Source organism: Streptomyces sp. Ag109_G2-15 (genome assembly GCF_900215565.1).
In the GTDB taxonomy this organism is placed as follows: Bacteria; Actinomycetota; Actinomycetes; order Streptomycetales; family Streptomycetaceae; genus Streptomyces; species Streptomyces diastatochromogenes.
Genome location: NZ_OCNI01000001.1, coordinates 1,505,237 through 1,530,122, shown reverse-complemented (window position 1 = coordinate 1,530,122; position 24,886 = coordinate 1,505,237). Strand labels below are relative to the sequence as shown.

The following is a 24,886-nucleotide window of genomic DNA, read 5'->3' as shown; positions in this document are numbered from 1 at the left end:
CACGAAACGTCGTAGTCAGGGTTTTGCCTCTTCTGTGTGCGCGGTGCGAGGCGAGCGCGGGGGTCATGACTGACCGTGCCGGGGACGTCGGCTGCCGTACGGACGAACCACTCGGGCAAGCCGTATGACACGGGACCACTGCCGACGCTCTAGCGCTCGTACCGCTGAGGGGGTCCCCTCCGGTCGTCGTACGTAATGAGCCGTACGGCCAGGGAGGGCTGTCGGGTCGGAGCCGATCGGGCCACCGACCGGGCATCCTCATGCGTGCGCCCTGTCAAGGCACGTCGAACACCGTCGACGCACTCCGCAGGCGCATTACCACCATACCCCGGATTGGCGCACACGCGATGGCCGATTTGGTCACGTAGTCGTGGTCACAGTGGTTGGCCAGGGGCTTCCGAGGTGCGGCAAGCGGGCTATTGTGCGCCTCATGACTAGCTCTGACAAGCCTGAGAACGAGTCCGCCGCACCCGCCGAACACACCGGCGTCGCCGCCCAGGACTGGGCGCAGGCGTCCGCCGAACCGCAGTACCGTGCCGCGGTCGTGGACCTGCTCGGCGCGCTCGCGTACGGGGAGCTTGCGGCGTTCGAGCGGCTCGCGGAGGACGCCAAGCTGGCGCCGACGCTCGCGGACAAGGCGGAGCTGGCGAAGATGGCCTCGGCCGAGTTCCACCACTTCGAGAGGCTGCGGGACCGGCTGACCGAGATCGGCGAGGAGCCGACTGCGGCGATGGAGCCCTTCGTGGCGGCCCTGGACGGCTTCCACAAGCAGACGGCGCCCTCGGACTGGCTGGAGGGCCTGGTCAAGGCGTACGTCGGCGACTCGATCGCGAGCGACTTCTACCGGGAGGTCGCGGCCCGCCTCGACTCCGACACGCGCGAGCTGGTCCTCGCCGTCCTCGACGACACCGGGCACGCCGGGTTCGCGGTGGAGAAGGTGCGCGCGGCGATCGACGCCGACCCGCGCGTGGGCGGCCGGCTGGCGCTGTGGGCGCGGCGGCTGATGGGGGAGGCGCTGTCGCAGTCGCAGCGGGTTGTCGCTGACCGGGACGCGCTGTCGACGATGCTCGTGGGTGGTGTTGCCGACGGGTTCGATCTCGCGGAGGTCGGCAGGATGTTCTCGCGGATCACTGAGGCGCACACCAAGCGGATGGCGGCGCTGGGCTTGGCCGCGTAGCGCTCTGTGGGGGTGGGTTCGGCGCGGGTGCGTGGTGGCTTGTCGCGCAGTTCCCCGCGCCCCCTGGGGGGCGGCTACGCCGGCCCCCTATCTCGGCTACGCCGTCGCTGATCGTCGGCGGAGGCGGCCTGCCGGGCGGAGGAGCAGGGAGAGGGAGGCTGCGGAGACGATCGCGGCGCCCAGGAGGTTCAGCAGGACGCTGCCGGAGCCGAGGGCGCTGTGGGTGACGAAGTCGCCGAAAAGGGCTCCGGCGATGCCCGTCGAGAACACCAGGGGCCGGGCGGGCAGGCGGTGTGACAGCCGGTGTGTCGCCGCCCAGGCGAGGATCAGACCGAGCACAGCGGATCCGATGGCTTCCAGGATCATCTCGGGGTCCCTCCCACGGCCGGCCTGTGCTTCGCGGTCGTAGCCCGTCATACCCGTGACCTGCGGATTGCAATCCTCCCCTGTGGTCGACTTGTGCTCCATCTGTGCGCACGCCGCACACGCGGAAGGGCCCGGCGGCACAGTGCCGCCGGGCCCTTCCGCAACTCGGGCCTAGAGGGTGCCGAAGCCCACCTTGCGGACGGTCGGCTCGCCGATCTCCACGTACGCCAGGCGGTCCGCGGGGACCAGGATCTTGCGGCCCTTCTCGTCCTGAAGGCTCAGCAGCTGCGTCTTTCCGGCCAGCGCCTCCGACACCAGGCGCTCGACGTCCTCGACGCTCTGACCGCTCTCCAGAACGATCTCGCGGGGCGCGTGCTGCACGCCGATCTTGACCTCCACGGCTATGTCCCTCCGACGGTCAGTGATGTGCGCGATCTTCCGCGCCGTACGCAGCACACATTAGCCCGGTGAAGGCCGCGTACACGCTGCGGGCCGGAACGCCAACAGCGAACACCGGGCGGGAACAAACGTGCGTCAGTGGTGCTCGGTGCCGTGCAGCGGGAAGCCGGCGATGCCTCGCCAGGCCAGCGAGGTCAGCAGCTGCACCGCCTGGTCGCGCGGCACGCTGCGGTCGCTGTGCAGCCACGAACGCGCGACCACCTGGGCGAGACCGCCGAGGCCGGAGGCGAGCAGCATCGACTCCGCGCGCGAGAGGCCCGTGTCCTCGGCGATGACTTCGCAGATCGCCTCGGCGCAGTCCTTGGTGACCTTGTCGACCCGCTCGCGCACCGCCGGCTCGTTCGTCAGGTCCGATTCGAAGACCAGGCGGAAGGCGCCGCCGTCGTCCTCGACGTACGCGAAGTAGGCGTCCATGGTCGCGCGCACGCGCTGCTTGTTGTCGGTCGTCGAGGCGAGCGCGCCGCGCACGGCCTGGATCAGCGACTCGCAGTGCTGGTCCAGCAGGGCGAGGTAGAGGTCGAGCTTGCCGGGGAAGTGCTGGTAGAGCACCGGCTTGCTGACGCCCGCCCGCTCGGCGATGTCGTCCATCGCGGCCGCGTGATAGCCCTGCGCGACGAAGACCTCCTGGGCGGCGCCCAGCAACTGGTTCCGTCGGGCTCGGCGTGGCAGACGGGTGCCACGTGGGCGTGCTGCCTCAGTTTGCTCGATGGCTGTCACGCCGCCTCCCAGAGTCGTCCACATGCGGTGTCAGCCGCGCGGCCATCGTACTTTTCGGTAACCGTGGTGTGCGCGGTGCGAGCGCAGAATTTCACGTACCGGACGGCGACGAAAGCCACGAAGCACGGCTTACGGGGCCGGAAGGGCGCCGAGTGGTCCCGCGCGGTCAGCGGTAGTCCTCTTCGTCGAGCGTCACCACACGCGCCTGTTCGATGAGATCGGCCTCGTTCCCGCGGTCCGGATCCACTCCCGTGAGCGGGTCGTCGTGGTCCGGCGCGACGTCGGCGTGCTGTTCGACGGCGTCACCCTCAGTGGCCTCGACGTCGATCAACGGGGTTTCGTCGGCCTCCAGGTCCTCGATCACGTCGGGCTCGATGGGGTCATAGGCCATGGTGGGCTCCCTTCCTACGAACGTCCCTGATGCAGCAGGGGCCACATACGGGTGCCCTCGATACGAGCCTAGGAGACACCTGATCCGGACGCCATGCCATGGACGCCCGTTCGCCGCGCGGTTCGACAGGGCCAACCTGTGACGGCGAACACATGAGCCACAGCGTGATCGTCTCGTAACATTGCCGCATGTCTTCGACCGAATCGCCGTCCGCGCCGGCCGCCAGTGTCCTCCCGAGGGTGGCGCCCGTCCGGGTCGGTGAGGGCGAGCGGCTGAGGTCGGTGGGGCTGCCGGGGGTCACCCTCTCGGTCCGTTCGCGGCACCCCGCGCGCGAGGGACTGCCGCCCGCGCTGTACGTCCACGGGCTCGGCGGTTCCTCGCAGAACTGGTCCGCGCTGATGAGGGAGCTGGACGGCGTTGTCGACAGTGAGGCGGTCGACCTGCCCGGCTTCGGCGACTCCCCGCCACCGGACGACGGCAACTACTCCGTCACGGGGCACGCGCGCGCGATCATCCGTTATCTGGACGCCGCCGAGCGCGGCCCGGTCCACCTCTTCGGCAACTCCCTCGGCGGAGCGGTCGCCACGCGCGTGTCCGCCGTACGCCCCGACCTCGTCCGCACCCTGACGCTGGTCTCGCCCGCCCTGCCGGAGCTGCGTGTGCAGCGCACCGCGGTGCCCACGGCACTGCTGGGCGTGCCCGGGGTGGCCGTGCTCTTCACCCGGCTCACCAAGGAGTGGACGGCCGAGCAGCGCGTGCGCGGCGTACTGGGCCTGTGCTACGGCGACCCCGGGCGCGTGTCGCCGGAGGCGTTCCAGCAGGCCGTGGAGGAGCTGGAGCGGCGGCTGCAACTGCCGTACTTCTGGGACGCGATGGCACGCTCCGCGCGCGGGGTGGTCAATGCCTACACGCTCGGCGGCCAGCACGGACTGTGGCGCCAGGCCGAGCGCGTGCTCGCCCCGACCCTCCTGATCTACGGCGGCCGCGACCAGCTGGTCGGCTTCCGCATGGCCGGCAAGGCCGCCCGCTCCTTCCCCGACTCCCGCCTCCTGTCCCTGCCGGAGGCGGGTCACGTGGCGATGATGGAGTACCCGGAGGTGGTGAGCGGAGCGTTCCGGGAACTCCTCGCGGAGATGGGGGAGTTCGGGGGTGTGGGTGAGTCCGGGGGTGCCGGCCCGTCCAGGGGCGTGGGTGAGTCCGCGAGTGCGAGTGCCGGGCCGTCCGGGGGCGCGGATGTCGCGGCGCCCGGCGCCGGATCCGCTACGGCTGCCGGGGGCGACGTCGCCGCCACGAGCGCGGGGAGCTGAGGGCCGACGTGGGACGCCACAGCCGCCGCGGACCGGCCCCCAAGGACGACCCCGCCGACATAGCCGCACGGCGCGGGGGACGGGGCTCGGCCGCCGGTACCCCGCGCGAGGCCCGACAGCCCACCCTGCCCGGCCAGCGGCAGGCACCCGAGGGCGCTCCCGCTTCCCCGGGGTACGGCGCACCGCGCACCGCCCAGGGCACGCCCGGCTTCCCGCCGGGAGGCGTACCGCGCTTCCCTGAGGGCACGCCGGCGCATGGGGTACCGCGCTTTCCGGATGGCACGCCTGCTCACGGTGTGCCTCGGCTTCCTGACGGCACTCCCGCCCACGGCGTGCCTCGGCTTCCCGATGGCACTCCGGCCCGTGGGGTGCCGCGCCTGCCTGATGGCACGCCCGCCCATGGTGTGCCTCGGCTCGCCGACGGTACGCCCGCTCAGGGTTTTCCTCGCTTCCCGGGTGGGCCGGGGGTGCAGGGCGGTCGGCGTGCGCCTGAGGGCACTCCGGCGCACGGAGCTCCGCGGCTTCCCGATGGCACTCCGGCGCATGGGGTACCGCGCTTTCCGGATGGCACGCCTGCTCACGGGGTGCCTCGGATCCCGGACGGTACGCCTGCTCACGGAGTGCCTCGGATCCCGGACGGTACGCCTGCTCAGGGTTTTCCTCGCTTCCCGGGTGGGCCGGGGGTGCAGGGCGGTCGGCGCGCGTCCGAGGGCACTCCGGCGCACGGGGCTCCGCGGCTCCCCGATGGCACCCCTGCCCACGGCGTGCCGCGACTCGGTGGTGGTGCGCAGGCCCGAGCCGGGCATCCCGAGCAGCGTGAAGTCGGCGGTGGCTGGGGGGAGTTCGCGGGGGCGGCCGGTGCCGGCGCCGGCACCGGGGGTGCTCCCGGGGTGCAGCAGGGCGTGGGCGGGCCCGGTGTCACCTTTCCGCGGCAGCGACAGCGGCAGCGGCAGGACGGTGGGCCCCGGCAGGACTACCTGGAGGCCTTCGAGGAGGGCGGCGACGTCTTCGCGCCCCGGTCCGGCCGTACCGAGCCCGCTGAGGCCCAGGAGTCGTACGACACCGGTGCCGAGCCGGCGGCCGCCGAGGGCGGTGCGGCGCCGACCGGTGTGCCCGCGCAGCGCGGCGGCGGCAAGGGGCGGGCCTTCACGGGCATCGCTGCCGCGGCCGTGACCACCGTGCTCGCGGTCGTCGTCGCCGGGCAGGTCACCGACCACCGCGACGACGCCGACGTACGGTCGCAGTCCGCCACCGACCAGGCGCGCGGCACCCAAGTCCCCGGGCAGAGCGCCCCGTCCGCCGCGCCGAGCGTGGCGACGCTGACGTACGAGCAGAAGATGGACCGGAAGTACCCGCTCAGCGCCACGCTGAAGGGCTCCGGAAAGTTCGACGCCGTCCCGGGCTTCGACAAGGCGCCCGGCAAGGGGCAGAAGTACACCTACCGCGTCGACGTCGAGCAGGGACTCGGCCTGGACGGCGAGCTGTTCGCCGCGGCCGTGCAGAAGACGCTCAACGACAACCGCAGCTGGGCCCACGGCGGCGCCCGTACCTTCGAGCGCGTCTACTCCGGCAAGCCCGACTTCGTGATCACGCTCGCCAGCCCCGGCACCACCGCCAAGTGGTGCGCCAAGTCGGGCCTGGACACCACGGAGGACAACGTCTCCTGCGACTCGGCGTCCACCGAGCGCGTGATGATCAACGCCTATCGATGGGCCCAGGGCAGCAAGACGTACGGGGACAAGATCCACGCGTACCGGCAGATGCTCATCAATCACGAGGTCGGCCACCGGCTCGGCCACGGCCATGTGACGTGTCAGAAGGACGGCGAGCTGGCCCCGGTCATGCAGCAGCAGACGAAGTTCCTCGACCACGACGGAATCCACTGTCTGCCCAACCCCTGGCCCTATCCCGGGAGTTGACAGGCGCCACTTATGTCACATTGACATGAGCAGCAAGGTCGTTCATATTTTTACTCATGTGGTCTAGTCATGCCGTCTCAGACAGCGCCGCCATCGAGCTGGCGCTGATCGGCGTGACCGCGCTCTGCGTGGCCGACATCCACTGTCGCTGACGCCGCCTCCCTGGCGTTCGCGTCGCGACTCTCCTCCTTTTCCGTCCGTGACCGTGACCGTGTCACGGATTTTTCGACGACCCGACGCCGGGGCCGACGTCTGTCCGCAGCCGTCTCACTCCTCGTCCACATGTCTCACTCTTCGAGAAATCCTCGATCAGCTCCCCGAGAGGTCGTCATTCCGATGCGTCAACCGTCCGTCATAGCGCGCCGCGTGGCAGCGGCATCCGTCAGCCTGGTCGTGGCAGCGGGCGCCGCCGCCTGCGGCCCGAAGGACAACGATGCCAAGGGCTCCGGTGGCGACTCCGCGCCTCACAAGGGCGGCACGCTGAGCGTTCTGAACTCCGAACCGCAGCAGGACTTCGACCCCGCCCGCCTCTACACCTCAGGCGGCGGCAACGTCCCCTCGCTCGTGTTCCGCACGCTCACCACGCGCAACCGGGAGGACGGCGCGGCCGGTGCCAAGGTCGTCCCGGACCTGGCCACCGACACCGGGCGCCCCAGCAAGGACGCGACCGTGTGGACGTACACCTTGAAGAAGGGCCTCAAGTACGAGGACGGCACCCCGATCACCTCGGCCGACATCAAGTACGGCATCGAGCGCTCCTTCGCCCCCGAACTCTCCGGCGGCGCCCCCTATCTGCGCGACTGGCTGGTCGGCGCGGCCGACTACCAGGGTCCGTACAAGGACAAGAAGGGCCTCTCGGCGATCGAGACGCCGGACGCGCGGACCATCGTCTTCCACCTGAACAAGCCCGAGGGCGAGTTCCCGTACCTCGCCACGCAGACGCAGTTCACCCCGGTCCCGAAGAGCAAGGACACGGGCACCAAGTACGAGGAGCACCCGATCTCGTCGGGCCCCTACAAGGTCGTCAAGAACGAGAACGACGGCGAGCACCTCGTCCTGGAGCGCAACACGTACTGGTCCACGGCCGTCGACGCCGAGCGCAAGGCCTACCCGGACTCGATCGACGTCCGCTCCGGGCTCGACTCCTCCGTGATCAACCAGCGGCTGTCCGCGTCTCAGGGAGCGGACGCGGCCGCGGTCACCACGGACACCAACCTCGGCCCGGCCGAACTCGCCAAGGTGACCGGCGACAAGGAGCTGGCCGCGCGCGTGGGCACCGGCCACTTCGGCTACACGAACTACATCGCGTTCAACCCGACGGTGAAGCCGTTCGACAACGTCAAGGTGCGGCAGGCGATCTCGTACGCCATCGACCGGTCGTCCGTGATCAACGCTGCCGGTGGTTCCGCGCTCGCCGAGCCCGCGACCACCTACCTGCCCAACCAGAAGTCCTTCGGCTACGAGCCGTACGACCTCTTCCCGGCGGGCAAGACCGGCAACCCGGAGAAGGCCAAGGAGCTGCTGAAGGAGGCCGGTTACAAGAGCGGCCTCACCCTCACGCTCACGCACTCCAACGACAAGAACTTCGAGACCAGCCCGGAGATCGCCACCGCCATCCAGGACGCTCTCAAGAAGGCCGGTATCACGCTCAAGCTCCAGGGCCTGGAGGACAACGACTACCGGGACAAGATCCACAGCGTGAAGACCGAGCCCGGCTTCTTCCTCGCCCACTGGGGCGCCGACTGGCCCTCCGGCGGTCCCTTCCTCGCCCCGATCTTCGACGGCCGGCAGATCGTCAAGGATGGAGCGAACTTCAACACGGGCCTGCTCAACGACAAGTCGGTCAATGACGAGATTGACGCGATCAACAAGTTGACCGACCTTGACGCGGCCGCCAAGCGGTGGGGTGCACTGGACAAGAAGATCGGCGAGCAGGCCCTGACCGTGCCGCTGTTCCACCCCGTCTACAAGCGTCTGTACGGCAAGGACGTCAAGAACATCGTGATCAGTGACTGGACCGGTGTTCTGGACATCTCCCAGGTCGCGGTCAAGTAGCACCGTGAGCGAAGTACTTGTCGCCTCTCAGGCCCCCGGGACGGACACGCCCGTCCCGGGGGCCTCGGGGGCTCGTCAGTTCTGGCGGCGGCTGCGGGTGCAGCGCGCCGCCCTCGTCGCGGCGGTCGTCGTCGCGCTGCTCGTCCTGGTCGCGCTCGCCGCGCCGCTGCTCACCGCCCTGGAGGGCCAGGACCCGACCACGTACCACCCCTCCCTGATCGACTCCGCGCGCGGGGGCGTGCCCATCGGCTCCTTCGGCGGCATCGGCGCCGACCACTGGCTGGGCGTCGAACCGCAGACCGGGCGCGACCTGTTCGCGCGGCTCGTCTACGGGGCGCGGGTGTCGCTGGGGGTCGCGCTGGCGGCGACCGTGGTGCAGGTCGCGATCGGGGTCGTAGTCGGTGTGGCCTCCGCGCTCGGCAGTCGATGGGTTGATCAACTGTTGAGCCGCACCACGGACATCATCGTCGCCATGCCGCTGATGATCATGTCGCTGGCACTGCTGGCGATCGTGCCGTCGAGCTTTCCCCGGCCCGTCCTCGTCACCCTCGTCATCGGCCTCATCGCCTGGGGCAACATCGCGAAGATCGTGCGCGCCCAGACCCTCACCCTCAAGGGCCTCGACTATGTCTCCGCCGCCCGGCTGAGCGGCTGGAACACCTGGCGGATCGCCCGCCGCGAACTGCTCCCGGGACTCGCCGCGCCCGTCATCACCTACGCCGCGCTGCTCGTCCCCATGAACATCTCGGTCGAGGCAGCCCTCTCCTTCCTCGGCGTGGGCGTGAAGCCGCCCACGCCGTCCTGGGGGCAGATGCTCACCAGCGCCGACGTCTGGTACCAGGCCGCCCCGCAGTACCTGCTGCTGCCGGCCGGCGCCCTGTTCGTCACCGTCCTGGCCCTGACCGTCCTCGGCGACGGCGTGCGCACCGCACTCGATCCGCGCGCGGCCTCCCGCCTGCGCGTCGGCACCGTCCGCAAGAGCGAGAGCGGGACCGGGAAGGAGGAGACCGCATGAGCGGCTTCGGTGGATTCGTCCTGCGCCGCGCCGTCGGCATGGTGGTCACCCTGCTCGCCATCTCGGTGATCGTCTACGTCGTCTTCTACGCCACCCCCGGCAACGTCGCCCAGATCACCTGCGGCCCGCGCTGCTCGCCGGAACAGGTGCACCAGGTGGCCGAGCAGCTCAAGCTCGGTGACCCGCTCTACCTGCGCTACTGGCACTTCCTGGAGGGCCTCTTCGTCGGCCAGGACTACTCCACGGGCACCTCCGTGGCGCACTGCTCCGCACCCTGCCTGGGGCTGTCGTACCAGAGCGACCAGCAGGTCATGGACATCATCCTGACCAAGCTGCCGGTCAGCCTGTCGCTCGTCCTCGGCGCGATGGTGCTGTGGCTCCTCCTCGGCGTCGGCACCGGCGTGCTCTCCGCCTGGCGGCGCGGCCGGATCTCCGAGCGCCTGCTGACCGCCCTCACCCTCGCGGGCACCGCCACGCCCGTCTTCGTCATCGGCCTCGTGCTGATGATCGTCGTCTGCGGCGAACTCCAGCTGCTGCCCTTCCCGCAGTACGTGAACTTCGGCGACGACCCCGAGCAGTGGGCGTGGAACCTGCTGCTGCCCTGGCTCTCGCTCGCCCTGATCGAGGCGGCCGCGTTCGCCCGGCTCACCCGCGCCTCGATGCTGGAGACCCTCGCCGAGGACCACATCCGCACGTTCCGGGCGTACGGCGTGGGCGAGCGCTCGATCGTCGGCCGGCACGCCCTGCGCGGCGCGCTCGCGCCCGTCATCGCGCTGAACGCCAACAACGTCGGCTCGGCCGTCGGCGGCGCCGTGCTCACCGAGACCCTGTTCGGCCTGCCCGGCATCGGCCAGGAGTTGGTGCACGCGGTGAAGGTCGTCGACCTGCCGGTGGTCGTCGGCATGGTTCTGGTCGTCGGCTTCTTCGTCGTCATCGCCAACGCCGTCGCGGACGTCCTGTACGCGGTGGCCGACCGACGGGTGGTACTCGCATGAGCCTGGTGGAAGTCACCGACCTGACGGTCGAGTTCGGCTCGCTGCGGGCCGTGGACGGGCTCTCCTTCCGACTGGAGGAGGGCGCCGCCCTCGCACTCGTCGGCGAGTCCGGCTCCGGCAAGTCCACGGTCGCCGGCGCCCTGCTGGGCCTGCACCGGGACACCGGAGCACGGGTCGGCGGCTCGGTGCGGGTCGCCGGCACCGACGTCCAGCAGGCCTCGGACGAGGAACTGCGGCGGCTGCGCGGAGCCCGGGCCGCCATGGTCTTCCAGGACCCGCTGTCCTCGCTCGACCCGTACTACGCGATCGGCGACCAGATCGCCGAGGTGTACCGCGTACACACGCGCGGCTCGCGCCGCGCCGCACGCGCGCGTGCCGTCGAAGTGCTGGAGAGGGTTGGAATTCCGGACGCGCAGCGCCGGTCCCGCTCCCGCCCGCACGAGTTCAGCGGCGGCATGCGCCAGCGCGCCCTCATCGCCATGGCGCTCGCCTGCGAGCCGGACCTGCTGATCGCCGACGAGCCCACGACGGCCCTCGACGTCACCGTCCAGGCCCAGATCCTCGACCTGCTGCACACGCTGCGCGAGGAGACCGGCATGGGCCTGCTGCTCGTCACCCACGACGTGGGCGTCGCCGCCGAGAGCGTCGACGAGGTGCTGGTCATGCGGCACGGCAGGGCCGTCGAACACGGCCCGGTCGGCACGGTCCTCGGGGCGCCCGCGCAGGCGTACACCCGCGAACTCCTCGACGCCGTCCCGCGCGTGGACGCGCCGCGCCCGGCCTCCGAGGCGTCCGACGAGGTCGTGCTGGAGGCGACCGGGCTGCGGCGCGAGTTCGGGCGCGGCAAGCGGGCGTTGGCGGCCGTGGACGACGTCTCGCTGACCGTCCGCCGGGGCGAGACCCTGGGCGTCGTGGGGGAGAGCGGCAGCGGCAAGACGACGCTGGGCCGCATGCTGGTCGGGCTGCTCGAGCCGACCGCCGGTGAGATCCACTACGCGGGGCGCCCGCACACCGGCGTGAACCCGGCCGTCCAGATGGTCTTCCAGGACCCCGTCTCTTCCCTCAACCCCCGCCGCAGCGTGGGCGAGTCCATCGCCGACCCGCTCCGCGCGCGGGGGGAACGCGACGAACAGCGCATCCGAGGGCGGGTGGTCGAACTGCTGGAGCGCGTGGGACTCGAAGCGGTGCACTATGACCGCTACCCGCACGAGTTCAGCGGTGGACAGCGCCAGCGCGTGGGCATCGCCCGGGCGCTCGCCGCCGACCCGCGCGTCATCGTCTGCGACGAGCCCGTCTCGGCGCTCGACGTCACGACGCAGGCCCAGGTGGTCGACCTGCTCGGCGCGCTGCAGCGGGAACTCGGCCTGGCGCTGGTGTTCATCGCGCACGACCTCGCCGTCGTCCGCCAGGTCAGCGACCGGGTCGCGGTGATGTGCCGCGGACAGGTCGTCGAGTCCGGACCCGTCGACGAGGTGTACGACGCCCCGCGCGAGCCGTACACCAAGCAGCTCCTGGCCGCCGTACCCGCGCTCGACCCGGAGGTGGCGGCCGAACGGCGTGCGGCCCGGCGGGAGCTGGCCGTGGCGTAACGTTTCGTAGACGAGCGATCACCCTCTGATCTCTTAGCGCGACGGAACGCGACCCGCACGCGAAAGTTACGACCGTTCACCCCTTTTGGTGGCGCGATGGACAACCGTCCGTCGCGCCACCGCCATGTCCGCATACGTTCGTCCCGCTGCGAGCCGCCAGGACCAAGGCGGCTCCCACTCACGGGAGATCGGGGGTGCACACGTGCGCATCGGACTGCTTACGGAGGGTGGCTATCCGTATGTGAGCGGTGACGCCGGGCTCTGGTGCGACCGGCTCGTGCGCGGGCTCGCACAGCACGAGTTCGACCTCTACGCGCTCAGCCGCAGCCGACAGCAGGAGGACGCGGGCTGGGTCCCGCTCCCCGAGCAGGTCAGCCGGGTGCGTACGGCCCCGCTGTGGACGGCCGAGGACGACGGGATCGCCCATGGACGGCGCGCACGCCGGCGCTTCACCGAGTACTACGGGGAACTGGTCGGGGCGTTGTGCGCCGGATCCGACACCGCTTCCGGTGATACGTCCGCTCATCTGGCGGACCGTTTCGGCAATGCGCTGTACGGCCTCGCCGAACTCGCCCGAGACGAGGGCGGACTGGTCGGCGCGCTCCGGTCCGACACCGCCGTACGCACCCTGGAGCGCGCCTGCCGCGCCCCCGGCGCACTGCGCACGGCGCGCGAGGCGCGCGTACCCGACCTGCTCACCGTCACCGCGCACCTCGAACGCGCCCTGCGCCCCCTCTCCCTCGACTGGTACGGCGACGACGGCCTCGGCGCGGCCGACCTCTGCCACGCCACCGCCGGTGGCCCGGCCGCCCTGCCCGGACTGCTCGCCCGGCACTTCGCCGACGTACCACTGCTGGTCACCGAGTACGGCGTGCAACTGCGCTCGCACTACCTGGCCCTCGGCCCCGACGCCGCCGCCCCCGCCGTGCGCGCCCTGCTCGCCGCCTTCCACGGCCGGCTGGCCATCGAGGTCTACCGGCGGGCCGCGATCCTCACACCCGGCAACGCGCACGCCCGCCGCTGGCAGGAACGGTGCGGCGCCGACCGCACCAGGATCCGCACCGTCCACCCGGGCATGGAGGCCTCCCACTTCGCGGAGGTCGGCGAGTCCCCCGGCCGCGCCGACCCGGACACGCTCGTCTGGGTCGGGCGCGTGGAACCCGCCAAGGACCTGGTCTCCCTGCTGCACGCCTTCGCCGAGGTCCGCAGGGAGGAGCCGAAGGCCCGCCTGCGGATCGTCGGCGCTCCCACAGGCCCCGAAGGCCCGACCTACCTGCGCCACTGCCGGGCCCTCGCCGCCCAGCTCTTCCCGGACGAGGCGGAGGGCGTGCACGCGGTCGGCGACAACCCGGTCTCCTTCGAGGAGATCGGCGGCCCCGACGCCCCGACGCTGCCCGACGCGTACGCCGCCGGCGCCGTCGTCGTCCTCTCCAGCGTCGTCGAGGGCTTCCCGATCACCCTGGCCGAGGCCATGTTCTGCGGACGCGCCACCGTGTCCACCGACGTCGGCGCGGTGGTGGAGGTCATCGGCGGCACCGGTCTCGTCGTGCCCCCGCGCAATCCGCGCGCGCTCGCCGAGGCGTGCGTGGCGCTGCTGCACGACCCCGAGCGCCGTGAGCGACTCGGCGCCGCCGCACGCGCCCGCGCGCTCGAACTGTTCACCGTCGAGCAGAACATCGCGGCATTTCACAGCATTTACCTGGAGATCGTCTCGCGCTGCCCGGTGCGCCGCGTCGTCCTCGACGAGGCGGGCGCCCCCCTGCCCTTCGCCGCCCCGGCCGAGGCCCACGTCCCCGTCCGCTGGACCGGCCCCACGGCCCGCGTACTGGCCCGGGGTGTTCCGGGCTGGGCGGCGGGCGGCCCGGTCCGCGCGACCCCTCTGGCGGCTCCGGAGGGGGCACGGTGAACGGCTCCGGAGGGGTGGACGACACCTGGGACGACAGGGACGTCATGCGCCGGACGGGCCACGAGGACCGTCCCGCGATGCCGAGCAGCGCCGATGCCTGGGACGAGCGGTCGGGGGAGTGGCTGGCCGGTACGGGGACGCACGGCGGCGAGACTCGCCCGGCGAAGCCCTCGGCGGCGGAGACCTCGCCCGGTGCGGGCCGCCCGTCGATGACCTCGGCGCCCTGGGCCTCGGCGCGGGCCGGAGCGGATCCCGCGCCCGACAGGAGCCGTAGACCCACCGCCCGGCGCGGTGCCGCCGACCCCGTCAAAGCCCTGTTGCACCGTCACCGGGAGCTGTGCGAGCGGGCCGTGGACCCACTGGAGATCGCCGCCGGGCTGGAGGCGCACGGGGTCACCGACCGCACCGCCGCCCGCTTCCGCCACCGCGACGTCTTCTCGCTCGCCGAGGAGCTGTACGCGCGCGTGCCCCGCGACGGCACACCACACCCCCAGCCCGACCCCCTGTGCGTACCCCGGGTCCGTGCCGACTGGGTCCTGCTCACCCTCCTGCCCGGAGCGCTCGGCGCGGCCGTCGTGACCGGGCTGCGCCTCACCGAGGGCCGGCCCCGCCTGCTGGTGGCCCTCGGTGGCCTGCTCGCCATCGGCCTCGCCGTCCGCGCGGCCCTGCGCCGCGGCCCCCTCGCCGCCGAGCCCGGCGCACCCCCGTGGCGGACGGCATCCGGCACGCGCGCGTGCACCCTCTGGCTGCTCGGGTACGCCCTGCTCGGCGACGGACTCCTGCAGGCGGTCGTGGCAGGCGGCCCCGACGCCCTGCCCACCGGTACCGCGGACGGCCCCTGGCCCCTCGCCACCGCCCCCGCCCTGGCGCTCACCCTGGCCGCCGCTCCGGCCGCCTGGTGCGCCCACCTTCTCACCGCCGGTGCCCGCCGCAGGCTCGCCGGCAGCCGGGGCCTGGAGGACTTCACGGCCGCCGCCCGGCCCCTGCTGCTCGGCGCGTTCGCCCTGTTCCTGGGCGCCCTCACCGCCCTGCTCGCCCTGTGCGGAGCTGTCCTGCACGAAAGCGCGGCCTACCCGCAGGCCCTCACCCTGGGCGCCCTCCTCCTGCTCGCCCGCCTCCTCACCGTGCACCACCACCGGCACGCCCCCGCCCTGACCCTGGGCGCGGCGGCGGCAATCGAGGCGGCGGCCCCCGCCCTGCTCCTGGCCGGCCGACTGCCCGGCTGCGCCTTCCTGGCGACCCCCGTCCAGAACCTGGTGGACGCCTGGGGCCCGGCCGCCGTCCCGGCGCTCGCCTGCGGCACCGCGGCCCTCACCCTGCTGGTCCACGCCCTGCGCACCCTCACCCAGGCCTCGGCGCACGCGCCCACGGGAGCACCCGAGTGAACCTTCCGCCACCGGCCCGAACCGAGCCCGCCGCCACCCGCCCCGAGCGCGTGGCAGCACCTGGCCCCGGCCGAGGCCGCGGGCGCCCGGCCCACCGCCGGAGGCAACCGCACCACCCCTTCGAAGGAGAAGACCAGATGACCACCTCCCGACACGGAGCGCCCGGAGCGTCCGGAGCCTTGGGAGCCGCCGGAGCGCACACCCCGGGAGGCGCGCGATGAGGGTCCTGCTGATCGGAGCCAACGGATACATCGGCCGCTTCGTCGCCGACCGACTGCTCGCCGACCCGGCCGTCCAGCTCACCGCGCTCGGCCGCGGCGACGACGCCGACGTCCGCTTCGACCTCGCCACCGGCAGCCCCGGAGCGCTCACCCGCTTCCTGGACGCGGTCCACCCCGGAGTCGTCGTCAACTGCGCCGGCGCCACCCGCGGCGGCGCCCGCGAACTCACCCGGCACAACACCGTCGCCGTCGCCACCGTCTGCGAAGCCCTGCGCCGCAGCGGCTGCGGCGCCCGCCTGGTGCAGGTCGGGTGCGGCTCCGAGTACGGCCCCAGCCAGCCCGGCTCCTCCACGGCCGAGGACGCCGTGCCCCGCCCCGGCGGCCCGTACGGCGTCAGCAAGCTCGCCGCCACCGAACTGGTCCTCGGCTCCGGTCTCGACGCCGTCGTCCTCCGCGTCTTCTCACCCGCCGGACCCGGCACCCCGGCCGGCTCCCCGCTCGGCCGGCTCGCCGAGGCCATGCGCCGCGCGATGCAGTCCGGCGACGGCGAGCTCAAACTCGGCGGCCTGGGCGTCCAGCGCGACTTCGTCGACGTCCGTGACGTCGCCCGCGCCGTGCACGCCGCCTCGCTCTCCGCCGCGCAGGGCGTCATCAACATCGGCTCGGGCCGCGCCGTCCGACTCCGCGACGCCGCCGCCGTCCTCGCCCGGGTCGCCGGATACGGCGGTGCCCTGCACGAACTCGACGCTCCTCCCGGGCCGTTGCGCAGCGCCATCGGCCACCCCCGCGCCGACGCCGACCACGCGTCCCCGGTCGCATACCCGTACCCGGACGGCTGCGGCAGCTGGCAGCAGGCCGATGTGCGCACCGCCCGCGATCGGCTGGGCTGGCGTCCCCGGATCAACCTCGAAGAGTCCCTGGCCGACATCTGGATGGAGGCGGCATGCCGCATCTGACCAGCACCACAGCGGGCACCACCAGCACCGGCGTCCGTACCGCCCTCGGCATCCCCGGCTATGCGCATCCGCTGGTCGCCCCGGCCCAGTGGGCCGAACTCGCCCGCCCCGGCACCCCTCTGGACTGGGTCGTACTCAATGTCGCCGCGGGGCCCGGCACCCGTCCCGACCCGCACTGCCTGGAAGCGGCGGGGCGGCTGCGCAACGCGGGCGTCCGCGTCCTCGGCCACCTGGACCTCACCCACGGCACGCGCTCCCTCGCCGACCTGCTCGCGGACGCGCACCGCCACCTCGACTGGTACCGCGTCGACGGCTTCCTGCTGGACCGATGTCCCACGGAGCGCGCCGCGCTCCCCGACGTCCGCCGCGCGGTCACCACGCTCCGGACGATCAGTGACACCGCCCACATCGTCCTCGGCCACGGCAGCCACCCGTACCCGGGGTACGCGGAGAACGCCGACCAGCTGGTGACCTTCTCCGGCCCCTGGTCCGACTACCGCTTCTCGCAGGTCGCCGAGTGGACCGCCGACTACCCGCCCGACCGCTTCTGCCACTTTGTGCACGGTGTGCCCCTCGGTCATCTGGAGGAGGCGCTGCGCATCGCGCGGTGGCAGGGCGCGGCGACGATCTACTTCACGGACCGCACCGACCGCGGTGGCCGCACCGACCCGTGGGAGACCATGCCCGGCTACTGGGACGAAATCGTCTCGCGGGTCGGAACGGGTGTCTCGGAATGAAGAAGGCCGTGGCAGTGTTACGGGGAGAACAACCGTAGTGATTGACCGACCAACGGAGTCCCCGTGTCGCTGCCACCCCTGGTCGAGCCAGCTGCTGAGCTCACCGTAGACGAGGTCCGCCGGTACTCCCGCCACCTGATCATCCCCGACGTCGGGATGGACGGGCAGAAGCGGCTGAAGAACGCCAAGGTGCTCTGTGTGGGCGCCGGCGGCCTGGGCTCGCCGGCGCTGATGTACCTGGCCGCCGCCGGTGTGGGCACCCTCGGCATCGTGGAGTTCGACGAGGTCGACGAGTCGAACCTGCAGCGCCAGATCATCCACAGCCAGGCCGACATCGGCCGCTCCAAGGCCGAGTCCGCGCGGGACAGCGTCAAGGGCATCAACCCGTACGTGAACGTGATCCTTCACGAAGAGCGGCTCGAGGCCGAGAACGTGATGGACATCTTCAGCCAGTACGACCTGATCGTCGACGGCACGGACAACTTCGCGACCCGCTACCTGGTCAATGACGCCTGCGTGCTGCTGAACAAGCCGTACGTGTGGGGCTCGATCTACCGCTTCGACGGCCAGGCCTCGGTCTTCTGGTCCGAGTACGGCCCCTGCTACCGCTGCCTCTACCCGGAGCCCCCGCCGCCGGGCATGGTCCCCTCCTGCGCCGAGGGCGGCGTGCTGGGCGTGCTGTGCGCGTCCATCGGCTCCATCCAGGTCACCGAGGCGATCAAGGTCCTCACCGGCACCGGTGAGCCGCTGGTCGGCCGCCTGATGATCTACGACGCCCTGGAGATGCAGTACCGCCAGGTCAAGGTCCGCAAGGACCCCGACTGCGCGGTCTGCGGCGAGAACCCGACCGTCACCGAGCTCATCGACTACGAGGCCTTCTGCGGCGTCGTCTCCGAGGAGGCCCAGCAGGCGGCCGCCGGTTCGACGATCACTCCCAAGCAGCTCAAGGAGTGGATCGACGACGGCGAGAACATCGAGATCATCGACGTCCGCGAGCCGAACGAGTACGAGATCGTCTCCATCCCGGGCGCCAAGCTGATCCCGAAGAACGAGTTCCTCCTGGGCACCGCCCTCGAGGGCCTCCCGCAGGACAAGAAGATCGTCCTGCACTGCAAGACGGGTGTCCGCAGTGCGGAAGTCCTCGCCGTCCTGAAGTCCGCAGGCTTCGCCGACGCTGTTCACGTCGGAGGCGGCGTGATCGGCTGGGTCAACCAGATCGAGCCGCAGAAGCCGGTCTACTAGGCGTACGCCTTCCACGGCCCGGGAGGGGCTCGGCACCAGGCGTGCCGGGCCCCTTTCCGCTGCCCGCTCTACGAGCAGACCTTGCCGTCCCTCGGTACGGTCCCCTGCAGCAGGTAGGCGTTCACGGTCGAGTCGACGCAGTCGCTCCCGTTGCCGTACGCCCCGTGTCCCTCGCCCTTCCAGGTCAGCTCCACGCCGACGCCCTTGCCCAGCTCGTCGGCCATCCTGCGGGCACCCTCGTACGGCGTCGCCGGGTCCCCGGTGTTGCCCACCAGCAGGATCGGTGCCGCACCCGGCGCGCCGACCTCGGGGGTGTCGTACTGGCCCGGCACCGGCCAGTCGTGGCACCAGCCGGCCGTGTCCCAGCCCAGGAAGTCCCCGAAGACCGGCGAGATCCGCTCGAACTCGGGCAGCAGCTTCTTCGTCTGCGCGAGCGTGGGCCGCTGCCTGTCGTCCAGGCACGATATGACCCGTTGGGCGTGGCCCCGCGTGCCGTAGTGCCCCGAGGCGTCCCGCTCGTTGTAGTCGTCGGCGAGCGCCAGCAGCTTCGAACCGTCGCCCTGCTCCGCCGACTTGAGCGCGCTGGTCAGCCGGGGCCACCCGGCCTCGCTGTACAGCGGCACGATGATGCCGGTGACCGCGAGCGTCTGGGTCAGCTTCCGCCCGGAAGACGTGGGCAGCGGCTTCGCGTCGATCCGCCGGAGCAGGTCCACGATCTTCCGGGAACCCTGCTTCGGGTCCTGGCCGGTGGACTTCAGGTAGTCGTCGAGGGCCCGTTGGAAGCCGCGGGCCTGGTTCTCGGCGTGGCCCACCGCGTCCGCCGTCGGGTCGACCACCGCGTCGAGGATCAGCCGGCCGACCTGCTTCGGGAACAAGTGGGCGTAGACGCCACCCAGTTCGGTGCCGTAGGAGATGCCGAAGTAGTGCATCGTCCGGTCGCCGAGCACGTGCCGCATCAGGTCCATGTCGCGCGCGGTGTCGGTCGTCGACACGTGCGCCATCAGGGGGCCGGCCGCTTTCTGGCAGCCCTTGCCGAAGTCGGTTGCGTCCTGCAGGTACGCCTTCTCCTCGGCCGGAGTGTCCGGGGTGACGTCCACTCCCTCGGCGGTCTCGATGTCCCGGTCACTGCGGCAGCGGATGCCCTCGCTGGCGCCGACCCCGCGAGGGTCCCAGCTCACCAGGTCGTAGCGCTCGCGCAGCTTGGGGATGGTGGCCCCGTAGTACGGCATGGTCGAGACGCCCGAGCCGCCGGGGCCGCCGAAGTTGAACAGCAGCGAGCCGATCCGGTCGCTTCCGGTCGCCTGTGCGCGGATGAGGGCGAGGCCGATCGTCCTGCCGCTCGGCTTCGACCAGTCCAACGGCACCTTGAGCGTGGCGCACCGCCAGTCGTCGCTCGGCGCGCCGGAGTCCCCGGTGGCCTTGCAGCGCTGCCAGTCGAGGTGCTGCGAGGTGAGCGAGGCAGGGAGGTCCGCCCTGGACGATGACGCCGGTGCGGGAGCCCGGCCGGTCTCCTCGGCCGAGCTGGTCCCCTTGCCCTCGTCATGGCCCCCGTCCGACGAGCCACCGCATCCGGCCACCAGCAGCGCGGCGGCCGCGGCGGCCGTCCACCGCAGGAATCGCGACATGTGTACCCCCCTCGCAGGCCCTCCGCGTCGTGCCGCGGTGGGCGTTCAGGCCATGGTAGGCGGATCGGGATCAGCCTGCGGAAGCCTGTGGATAACCATCTGACCTGCGACTTTCCAGAGATTCTCGGATGTTTGTCCAGGGATTCCCGGATGCTAGGAGCAGACCGTGCCGGCCTTCGGCACCTTCCCGTCCAGCAGGTAGTCGTTCACCGCGCTCTGCACACACTTGTTCTTGCTGTCGTACGCCCCGTGCCCCTGGCCCTTGTACGTCAGCTCCACGGCGACGCCCTTGCCGAGCGCGTCCACCATCCTCTTCGCGCCCGCGTAGGGGGTGGCGGGGTCGCCGGTGTTGCCGACGACGAGGATGGGCGCCGATCCGGGCGCGCTGACGTCGGGGTGGTCGGCGGCACCGGGCACGGCCCAGTCGGTGCAGCTGACCATGCCCCAGGCCAGGTAGTCGCCGAACACCGGGGAGGCGGCACGGAACTCGGGCAGCTTCTGCTGGACGTAGTCCGCGGTGTACCGCGGCTTCTCGTCGGAGCAGTTGATGGCGATGTTGGCCGCGGTGATGTTGCTGTACTCGCCGTTCTCGCTGCGCCCGTTCATCGAGTCGGACAGCAGCATCAGGATCTTGCCGTCGCCCTCGTACGCCTGCTGGAGCCCCTCGGTGAGGTACTCCCAGAAGTCCTTGGAGTACAGGGACTGCGCGATGCCGTTGGTCGCGGCCGTCTGGGTCAGCTGTCGCGGGAAGATGCCGGGGATCGGCTTCTTCTCCAGGTCCGCCAGCAGTTTGGCGATGCGGTCCTTGACGTCCTGCGGGGTGTCCCCGATCGGGCACTCCTCCTTCTTGGAGGTGCAGTCCTCGGCGAAGTTGTCGAGCGCGAGCTGGAAGCCCTTGGCCTGTCCGAGCGCGCTCTGTTCGGGGTTCTGGGTGGGGTCGACGACCGCGTCGAAGACCGCCCGGCCGACGTTCTTCGGGAACAGGTGGGCGTAGACGCCGCCGAGTTCGGTGCCGTAGGAGATGCCGAAGTAGTGCAGCTTGTCGTCGCCGAGGACCTGGCGCATCAGGTCCATGTCGCGGGCCGCGTCGGTGGTGCGCACCTGCGGCAGGATCTTCTTGGAGTGCTTCTCGCAGGCCGAGTTGAACTGTTTGGTGCGGTCCAGCAGCTGGGTGCGTTCGGCGCTGTCGTCGGGGGTCGCGTCCTGCTGGAAGTACGCGTCGAGCTGGGCGTCGCTCTCGCACTTCACGGGCGCGCTGCGGCCGACCCCGCGCGGGTCGAAGCTCACCAGGTCGTAGCGGGTGTTCAGGGTGGTGTAGTCCGCGCCGAAGGCGGGCAGCGTGGCGACGCCGCTGCCGCCGGGGCCGCCGAAGTTGAAGATGAGCGAGCCGATCCGCCGGCTCGGATCGCCGGTGGCCTTGGCGCGGATCAGGGCGATGCCGATGGTGTCGCCCTTGGGCTTGCTCCAGTCCAGGGGCGCCTTCATGGTGGCGCACTGCCACTTGGCGCCGTTGGGCAGCGGGGACGGGGAGGTGCCGCCGCCCTCCGCCTCGGACGGGACCGGGCAGTCCTGCCAGTCCAGCTTCTGTGCCGTGAGGTCCCCGTCCTTGGCGCCTTCGCTGCATCCGGCCAGCAGGGCGGCCAGCAGCACGGCGCTGGTGGTCAGAGCGGCGGCACGCAGCCGGGAGGGGTTCGCCATGTACCCATCCTGCGGGCGCGCACGCCGCCGCGCGCGGGGCGCGGGCCGTACGAGGTACGCCCCCTGGCCTGCGGAGGAGGCCTGTTCCGCGCAGGCGCCCTACAGGGCGCCCTTGCGCGTGAGCTGGTTGAAAGCGAGCCAGCCGGGCAGCACCGGCAGCCACAGCGTCAGCAGCCGGAACAGCAGGACGGCCGGTGCGGCGACCTCCTTGGGAAGGCCGACGGCGATCAGGCCGAGCGTCAGGCTCGCCTCGACCGCGCCGACGCCGCCCGGGGTGGGCGCCGCGGAGCCGAGCGCGTTTCCGGCGAGGAAGACCACGGCGACACTGGCGATGCTCAGCGAGGTCGAGGTGTCGCCGAACGCCCTGATGGAGGCGTCCAGGCACATGACGAAGCAGAAGGTCAGCAGCAGCATGCCGCCGATGCCGGTGATCAGCTTCTGCGGCCGCTGGAGCACGTCGAGCATGCGCGGCACGACACCGGCGAACAGCGACCTCACACGCGTGACGACGAATTTCCGCAGGAACGGCACCGAGGTCACCACGAGCACCAGCACCGCCACGGTCAGCAGACCCGCGATGACCGTCCGGGACGGCGACAGCGACGGCGTCTTCTCGGTGCCGGTCAGGTAGCCGAAGGACAGCAGCATCAGGATGTGGCAGCCGAGCCCGAACAGCTGCGACGCGCCGACGCTCGCCACCGCGAGCCCCGGGCGCACGCCCTGGCGCTGCAGAAAGCGCGTGTTCAGGGCGACACCGCCGACCGCGGCCGGCGCGACGATCTTCACGAAGGACCCGGCGACCTGGGCCGCCGCCGTCCGCAGGAACGGCACCCGCTCCGGCACGAACCCCAGCAGGGCCATCGCGGCGGCCACGTAACTGAGCGCGGAGAACAGCACCGCGGCGATCACCCAGCCCCACTGGGCGTTGGCGATCAGCGGTCCGAACTCGATGTGGGTGAGCTGGGTCAGCAGGAAGTACGCGCCGATGGCACCGGCGATGAAGCTGATCAGCGTGCGCGGCCGCACCCGCTCCAGACGGGCCGGCTCCACGGGGGCCTGCGGCCGGATCAGCAGCACCTCGTGGCGGATCTGCGTGAGCAGATCCTCCTCGCGGGCCTCGTCGAGGGCTTCGTCCAGGGCCCGCTTCTCGGCCCGCTGCTCGGCCCGGACCGTCTTCTTGTCGGGTTTTTCGAGCACCGGCCCGGCCGTCTCGGAGGCCTCCGCCAGACGGGCCTGCTTGGCCTGCCGGGACGCCTCCAGCACCGCTTCGCGTTCACGCTGGGCCCGCTCCCGGGCCAGTTTTCGCAGGGTCGCGCGCGTGGAGCGCGTCAGCGCGATGGGCTGCAGCATCGGCAGGCAGTCGGCGACCGCGTCCGGGCCGAGCACCCCGACGGCGGAGGCCACGGCCCGCTCGGCACCCACCCGCAGACCCAGTGTGGTGACCAGCTGGGCGACGTCCATGCGCAGCAGCAGCTCGCCGGCCGCGATCTCGCCGCCGCGCAGCTCGGAGAGGATCACCCTGCCGGAACGATCCACCAGAATCGCGTCACCGGCCAGCCTGCGGTGCGCGATGCGCCGGGACTGCAGCGCCTGCACCTGGTGCCAGGTGTGGCGCAGCAGCTCGTCGGTGATCTCCTCGTCCGGCAGCGAGTCCAGCGTGCGCCCGCCGGTGTGCTCGTAGACGAGCATCACCGCGTCCGGACCGAGTTCGGAGGTGGCGATCAGCTTGGGCGCGTTGGCGCCCGCCGCGATCGCCGCGTACGCGAGCAGCGCCTCCTGCTCCAGCGCCTGGCGCAGCGACTGGAGGCTGGAGCGGGTGGCGAAGCCGCGCAGGGTCAGGTTGCGCCAGGCGCGGTAGAAGAAGCCCTGGGCCTGCTGCTCCCGGTCGACGACCGTGACGTCCAGCGGCGGGCCGTCCTCCAGGGTGACGAAGTAGCGCCGTCCGCGGTCGCCGTTCTCCGACTCCACGGACTCCTCGCGGGCCGCGCTGACGGGGTGGAAGCCGACGTGCCTGAGGCCCGCCATCAGGGTCCGGCCGGTGGGGCGGACATTGGGCGAGCCGACCGCGTACAGCGTGCCGTAGGCGACGGTCCAGCCGATCAGCACCGTCAGGATGATCGAGAACGGGGTCGTGTAGCCGGTGACCAGCATCGAGAACGCGTCGAGCAGCAGCACGATCCACAGCACCGCGCGCCATCGGGGTCTGCGGGACATGCCGACGGCGGTCATATAGGCGATGACGGGCGCGAGATAGCCGTGCACCGGGTCGGTCAGGGCGTGGATGTCGCCCGGTGACGGCTGGGTGAGCGCCTCCTGGATGGAGTCCGGGGCGGCTCGGGCGACCCACAGGTCGGTGGCGAGGGTCACACCGTGCGCGAGGACGGCCGCGAGGACGCCGTCGGCGATCCGCAGTCCGTCCCGTTTGATCAGCCGTTCGATCGCGAAGGCGACCGGCACCAGGAGGATGGCGATGCTGGACGCGAGTCCCGCGATCTTGATCAGCAGGTCCGGGGCCTGCCCGGTGCCCTTGTTGATGTCCTGTTCGAGGCCCGAGGTGGTGCCGTGCGCGAACGCGGCGATCGCGAGCAGCACGACGATGGCGAGCACGCCCACCAGGAACCGCATGAGGTCGGAGGGACGGTGCACGCGCGCGGGGAGGAGTGGTTCGTCGCCCTCGACCTCCTCCGGGTGAGGATCGTCGGCACAGGCGTCCGGGCGCTCGTCGGCGGGTGGGTTCCCGGGGGCGTCCGCCCCATCGGCGCCGCCGCTGCCGCCGACGTCGCTGGTGTCGTCCGCGCGTGTACGCGTGCCGGCCTCGTGCGTACCGTCGTCCGCGCGCGCGTCCTTGCGTGTGGCACCGGTGTCGTCCCGGTCCGTAGCACCGCGGTCGGCGTCCGTCGCACCGGTGTCGGTCTGACCGGAGCGGGCGGTGTCGGGACGCGCGGAAGCGTCAGGGATGCCCTCCGCGCCTTCGGGGTGCACGCCCTGCTGCTTCATGGTCTCTTCTTGGTCTCGTATCACCAGTCACCGCCCGCACGATGGTGGCATGCCCCACCGGCACACGCGGGCATCAGGGTGCGGATGGGCGGGCGGACAGTCTGCCGGAAGCGCCGCCCGAGGGCGAGG

General features: G+C 71.7%; 20 protein-coding genes. 13 read left to right on the top strand and 7 right to left on the bottom strand.

Annotated elements, in window-relative coordinates; all coding sequences use genetic code 11:
• Window positions 1-430: 430 nt before the first annotated feature.
• The gene (locus CRP49_RS06510; protein WP_179851523.1) at window positions 431-1,177 is read left to right on the top strand and encodes a ferritin-like fold-containing protein; all 747 of its coding nucleotides are present in this window, start codon (window positions 431-433) and stop codon (window positions 1,175-1,177) included.
• A gap of 96 nt (window positions 1,178-1,273) precedes the next feature.
• On the opposite strand, the gene CRP49_RS06505 is transcribed toward CRP49_RS06510, so the two are convergent.
• The 4 genes from CRP49_RS06505 to CRP49_RS06490 all read right to left on the bottom strand — a co-directional run bounded on the left by CRP49_RS06505 (window position 1,274) and on the right by CRP49_RS06490 (window position 3,110).
• The gene (locus CRP49_RS06505) at window positions 1,274-1,543 is read right to left on the bottom strand and encodes a hypothetical protein (RefSeq protein WP_097257224.1); all 270 of its coding nucleotides are present in this window, start codon (window positions 1,541-1,543) and stop codon (window positions 1,274-1,276) included.
• 171 nt (window positions 1,544-1,714) lie between these two features.
• Complete coding sequence (locus CRP49_RS06500; protein WP_097252538.1) at window positions 1,715-1,942, bottom strand: DUF3107 domain-containing protein; 228 nt, start codon at window positions 1,940-1,942, stop codon at window positions 1,715-1,717.
• A gap of 135 nt (window positions 1,943-2,077) precedes the next feature.
• The gene (locus CRP49_RS06495; protein WP_094219492.1) at window positions 2,078-2,719 is read right to left on the bottom strand and encodes a TetR/AcrR family transcriptional regulator; all 642 of its coding nucleotides are present in this window, start codon (window positions 2,717-2,719) and stop codon (window positions 2,078-2,080) included.
• A 166-nt stretch (window positions 2,720-2,885) separates the two neighbouring features.
• Window positions 2,886-3,110, bottom strand: a complete 225-nt coding sequence (locus CRP49_RS06490) for a hypothetical protein (protein WP_097252537.1) — start codon at window positions 3,108-3,110, stop codon at window positions 2,886-2,888.
• A 188-nt stretch (window positions 3,111-3,298) separates the two neighbouring features.
• Here CRP49_RS06490 and CRP49_RS06485 point away from each other — a divergent pair, with 188 nt between their 5' ends.
• From CRP49_RS06485 to moeZ, 12 genes are all read left to right on the top strand, one after another.
• A complete protein-coding gene (locus CRP49_RS06485) occupies window positions 3,299-4,417 on the top strand; it encodes an alpha/beta fold hydrolase (protein WP_097252536.1) in 1,119 nt (372 codons plus the stop codon).
• 332 nt (window positions 4,418-4,749) lie between these two features.
• The gene (locus CRP49_RS06480) at window positions 4,750-6,336 is read left to right on the top strand and encodes a DUF3152 domain-containing protein (protein ID WP_373560330.1); all 1,587 of its coding nucleotides are present in this window, start codon (window positions 4,750-4,752) and stop codon (window positions 6,334-6,336) included.
• 56 nt (window positions 6,337-6,392) lie between these two features.
• The gene (locus CRP49_RS49075; protein WP_317933593.1) at window positions 6,393-6,488 is read left to right on the top strand and encodes an Ms4533A family Cys-rich leader peptide; all 96 of its coding nucleotides are present in this window, start codon (window positions 6,393-6,395) and stop codon (window positions 6,486-6,488) included.
• A gap of 184 nt (window positions 6,489-6,672) precedes the next feature.
• Entirely contained in the window at window positions 6,673-8,391 is a 1,719-nt protein-coding gene (locus CRP49_RS06475; RefSeq protein ID WP_097252534.1) for an ABC transporter substrate-binding protein, read from the top strand.
• Window positions 8,392-8,395: 4 nt separating this feature from the next.
• On the top strand, window positions 8,396-9,406 hold the full coding sequence (locus CRP49_RS06470; RefSeq protein WP_097252533.1) for an ABC transporter permease: 1,011 nt from the start codon (window positions 8,396-8,398) through the stop codon (window positions 9,404-9,406).
• The gene (locus tag CRP49_RS06465; protein ID WP_097252532.1) at window positions 9,403-10,401 is read left to right on the top strand and encodes an ABC transporter permease; all 999 of its coding nucleotides are present in this window, start codon (window positions 9,403-9,405) and stop codon (window positions 10,399-10,401) included. Before CRP49_RS06470 ends, CRP49_RS06465 begins: the two co-directional genes overlap by 4 nt.
• Window positions 10,398-11,990: an ABC transporter ATP-binding protein gene (locus tag CRP49_RS06460; protein WP_097252531.1), complete on the top strand. Its 1,593-nt coding sequence runs from the start codon at window positions 10,398-10,400 to the stop codon at window positions 11,988-11,990. Before CRP49_RS06465 ends, CRP49_RS06460 begins: the two co-directional genes overlap by 4 nt.
• A gap of 241 nt (window positions 11,991-12,231) precedes the next feature.
• Window positions 12,232-13,896 (top strand): glycosyltransferase, encoded by a 1,665-nt coding sequence (locus tag CRP49_RS06455; protein WP_257033649.1) that lies wholly within the window; start codon window positions 12,232-12,234, stop codon window positions 13,894-13,896.
• A 44-nt stretch (window positions 13,897-13,940) separates the two neighbouring features.
• The gene (locus CRP49_RS06450) at window positions 13,941-15,281 is read left to right on the top strand and encodes a hypothetical protein (RefSeq protein WP_179851875.1); all 1,341 of its coding nucleotides are present in this window, start codon (window positions 13,941-13,943) and stop codon (window positions 15,279-15,281) included.
• 217 nt (window positions 15,282-15,498) lie between these two features.
• Window positions 15,499-16,458, top strand: a complete 960-nt coding sequence (locus tag CRP49_RS06445; RefSeq protein WP_094219483.1) for an NAD(P)-dependent oxidoreductase — start codon at window positions 15,499-15,501, stop codon at window positions 16,456-16,458.
• Window positions 16,446-17,195 carry a spherulation-specific family 4 protein gene (locus CRP49_RS06440; RefSeq protein ID WP_097252529.1) on the top strand — a complete coding sequence of 250 codons (750 nt, stop codon included), beginning with the start codon at window positions 16,446-16,448 and terminating at the stop codon, window positions 17,193-17,195. The genes CRP49_RS06445 and CRP49_RS06440 overlap by 13 nt, the downstream gene beginning before the upstream one ends.
• Window positions 17,196-17,258: 63 nt before the next feature.
• Window positions 17,259-18,437 carry an adenylyltransferase/sulfurtransferase MoeZ gene (moeZ, locus tag CRP49_RS06435; RefSeq protein ID WP_094219481.1) on the top strand — a complete coding sequence of 393 codons (1,179 nt, stop codon included), beginning with the start codon at window positions 17,259-17,261 and terminating at the stop codon, window positions 18,435-18,437.
• Window positions 18,438-18,505: 68 nt separating this feature from the next.
• Here moeZ and CRP49_RS06430 read toward each other — a convergent pair whose 3' ends face one another.
• The 3 genes from CRP49_RS06430 to CRP49_RS06420 all read right to left on the bottom strand — a co-directional run bounded on the left by CRP49_RS06430 (window position 18,506) and on the right by CRP49_RS06420 (window position 24,757).
• Window positions 18,506-20,062, bottom strand: a complete 1,557-nt coding sequence (locus CRP49_RS06430) for an alpha/beta hydrolase (protein WP_097252528.1) — start codon at window positions 20,060-20,062, stop codon at window positions 18,506-18,508.
• 153 nt (window positions 20,063-20,215) lie between these two features.
• Window positions 20,216-21,760 (bottom strand): alpha/beta hydrolase, encoded by a 1,545-nt coding sequence (locus CRP49_RS06425; RefSeq protein ID WP_097252527.1) that lies wholly within the window; start codon window positions 21,758-21,760, stop codon window positions 20,216-20,218.
• Window positions 21,761-21,859: 99 nt separating this feature from the next.
• Entirely contained in the window at window positions 21,860-24,757 is a 2,898-nt protein-coding gene (locus CRP49_RS06420; protein ID WP_097252526.1) for a lysylphosphatidylglycerol synthase transmembrane domain-containing protein, read from the bottom strand.
• Window positions 24,758-24,886: the final 129 nt, after the last annotated feature.

Bases quoted from the DNA above. Each gene is read 5' to 3' on its own strand.
- CRP49_RS06510 (WP_179851523.1), top strand. From the start codon at position 431: ATGACTAGCTCTGACAAGCCTGAGAACGAGTCCGCCGCACCCGCCGAA.
- CRP49_RS06505 (WP_097257224.1), bottom strand. From the start codon at position 1,543: ATGATCCTGGAAGCCATCGGATCCGCTGTGCTCGGTCTGATCCTCGCC.
- CRP49_RS06490 (WP_097252537.1), bottom strand. From the start codon at position 3,110: ATGGCCTATGACCCCATCGAGCCCGACGTGATCGAGGACCTGGAGGCC.
- CRP49_RS06485 (WP_097252536.1), top strand. From the start codon at position 3,299: ATGTCTTCGACCGAATCGCCGTCCGCGCCGGCCGCCAGTGTCCTCCCG.
- CRP49_RS49075 (WP_317933593.1), top strand. From the start codon at position 6,393: ATGTGGTCTAGTCATGCCGTCTCAGACAGCGCCGCCATCGAGCTGGCG.
- CRP49_RS06475 (WP_097252534.1), top strand. From the start codon at position 6,673: ATGCGTCAACCGTCCGTCATAGCGCGCCGCGTGGCAGCGGCATCCGTC.
- CRP49_RS06465 (WP_097252532.1), top strand. From the start codon at position 9,403: ATGAGCGGCTTCGGTGGATTCGTCCTGCGCCGCGCCGTCGGCATGGTG.
- CRP49_RS06460 (WP_097252531.1), top strand. From the start codon at position 10,398: ATGAGCCTGGTGGAAGTCACCGACCTGACGGTCGAGTTCGGCTCGCTG.
- CRP49_RS06450 (WP_179851875.1), top strand. From the start codon at position 13,941: ATGCGCCGGACGGGCCACGAGGACCGTCCCGCGATGCCGAGCAGCGCC.
- CRP49_RS06445 (WP_094219483.1), top strand. From the start codon at position 15,499: ATGAGGGTCCTGCTGATCGGAGCCAACGGATACATCGGCCGCTTCGTC.
- CRP49_RS06440 (WP_097252529.1), top strand. From the start codon at position 16,446: ATGCCGCATCTGACCAGCACCACAGCGGGCACCACCAGCACCGGCGTC.
- CRP49_RS06430 (WP_097252528.1), bottom strand. From the start codon at position 20,062: ATGTCGCGATTCCTGCGGTGGACGGCCGCCGCGGCCGCCGCGCTGCTG.
- CRP49_RS06425 (WP_097252527.1), bottom strand. From the start codon at position 21,760: ATGGCGAACCCCTCCCGGCTGCGTGCCGCCGCTCTGACCACCAGCGCC.
- CRP49_RS06420 (WP_097252526.1), bottom strand. From the start codon at position 24,757: ATGAAGCAGCAGGGCGTGCACCCCGAAGGCGCGGAGGGCATCCCTGAC.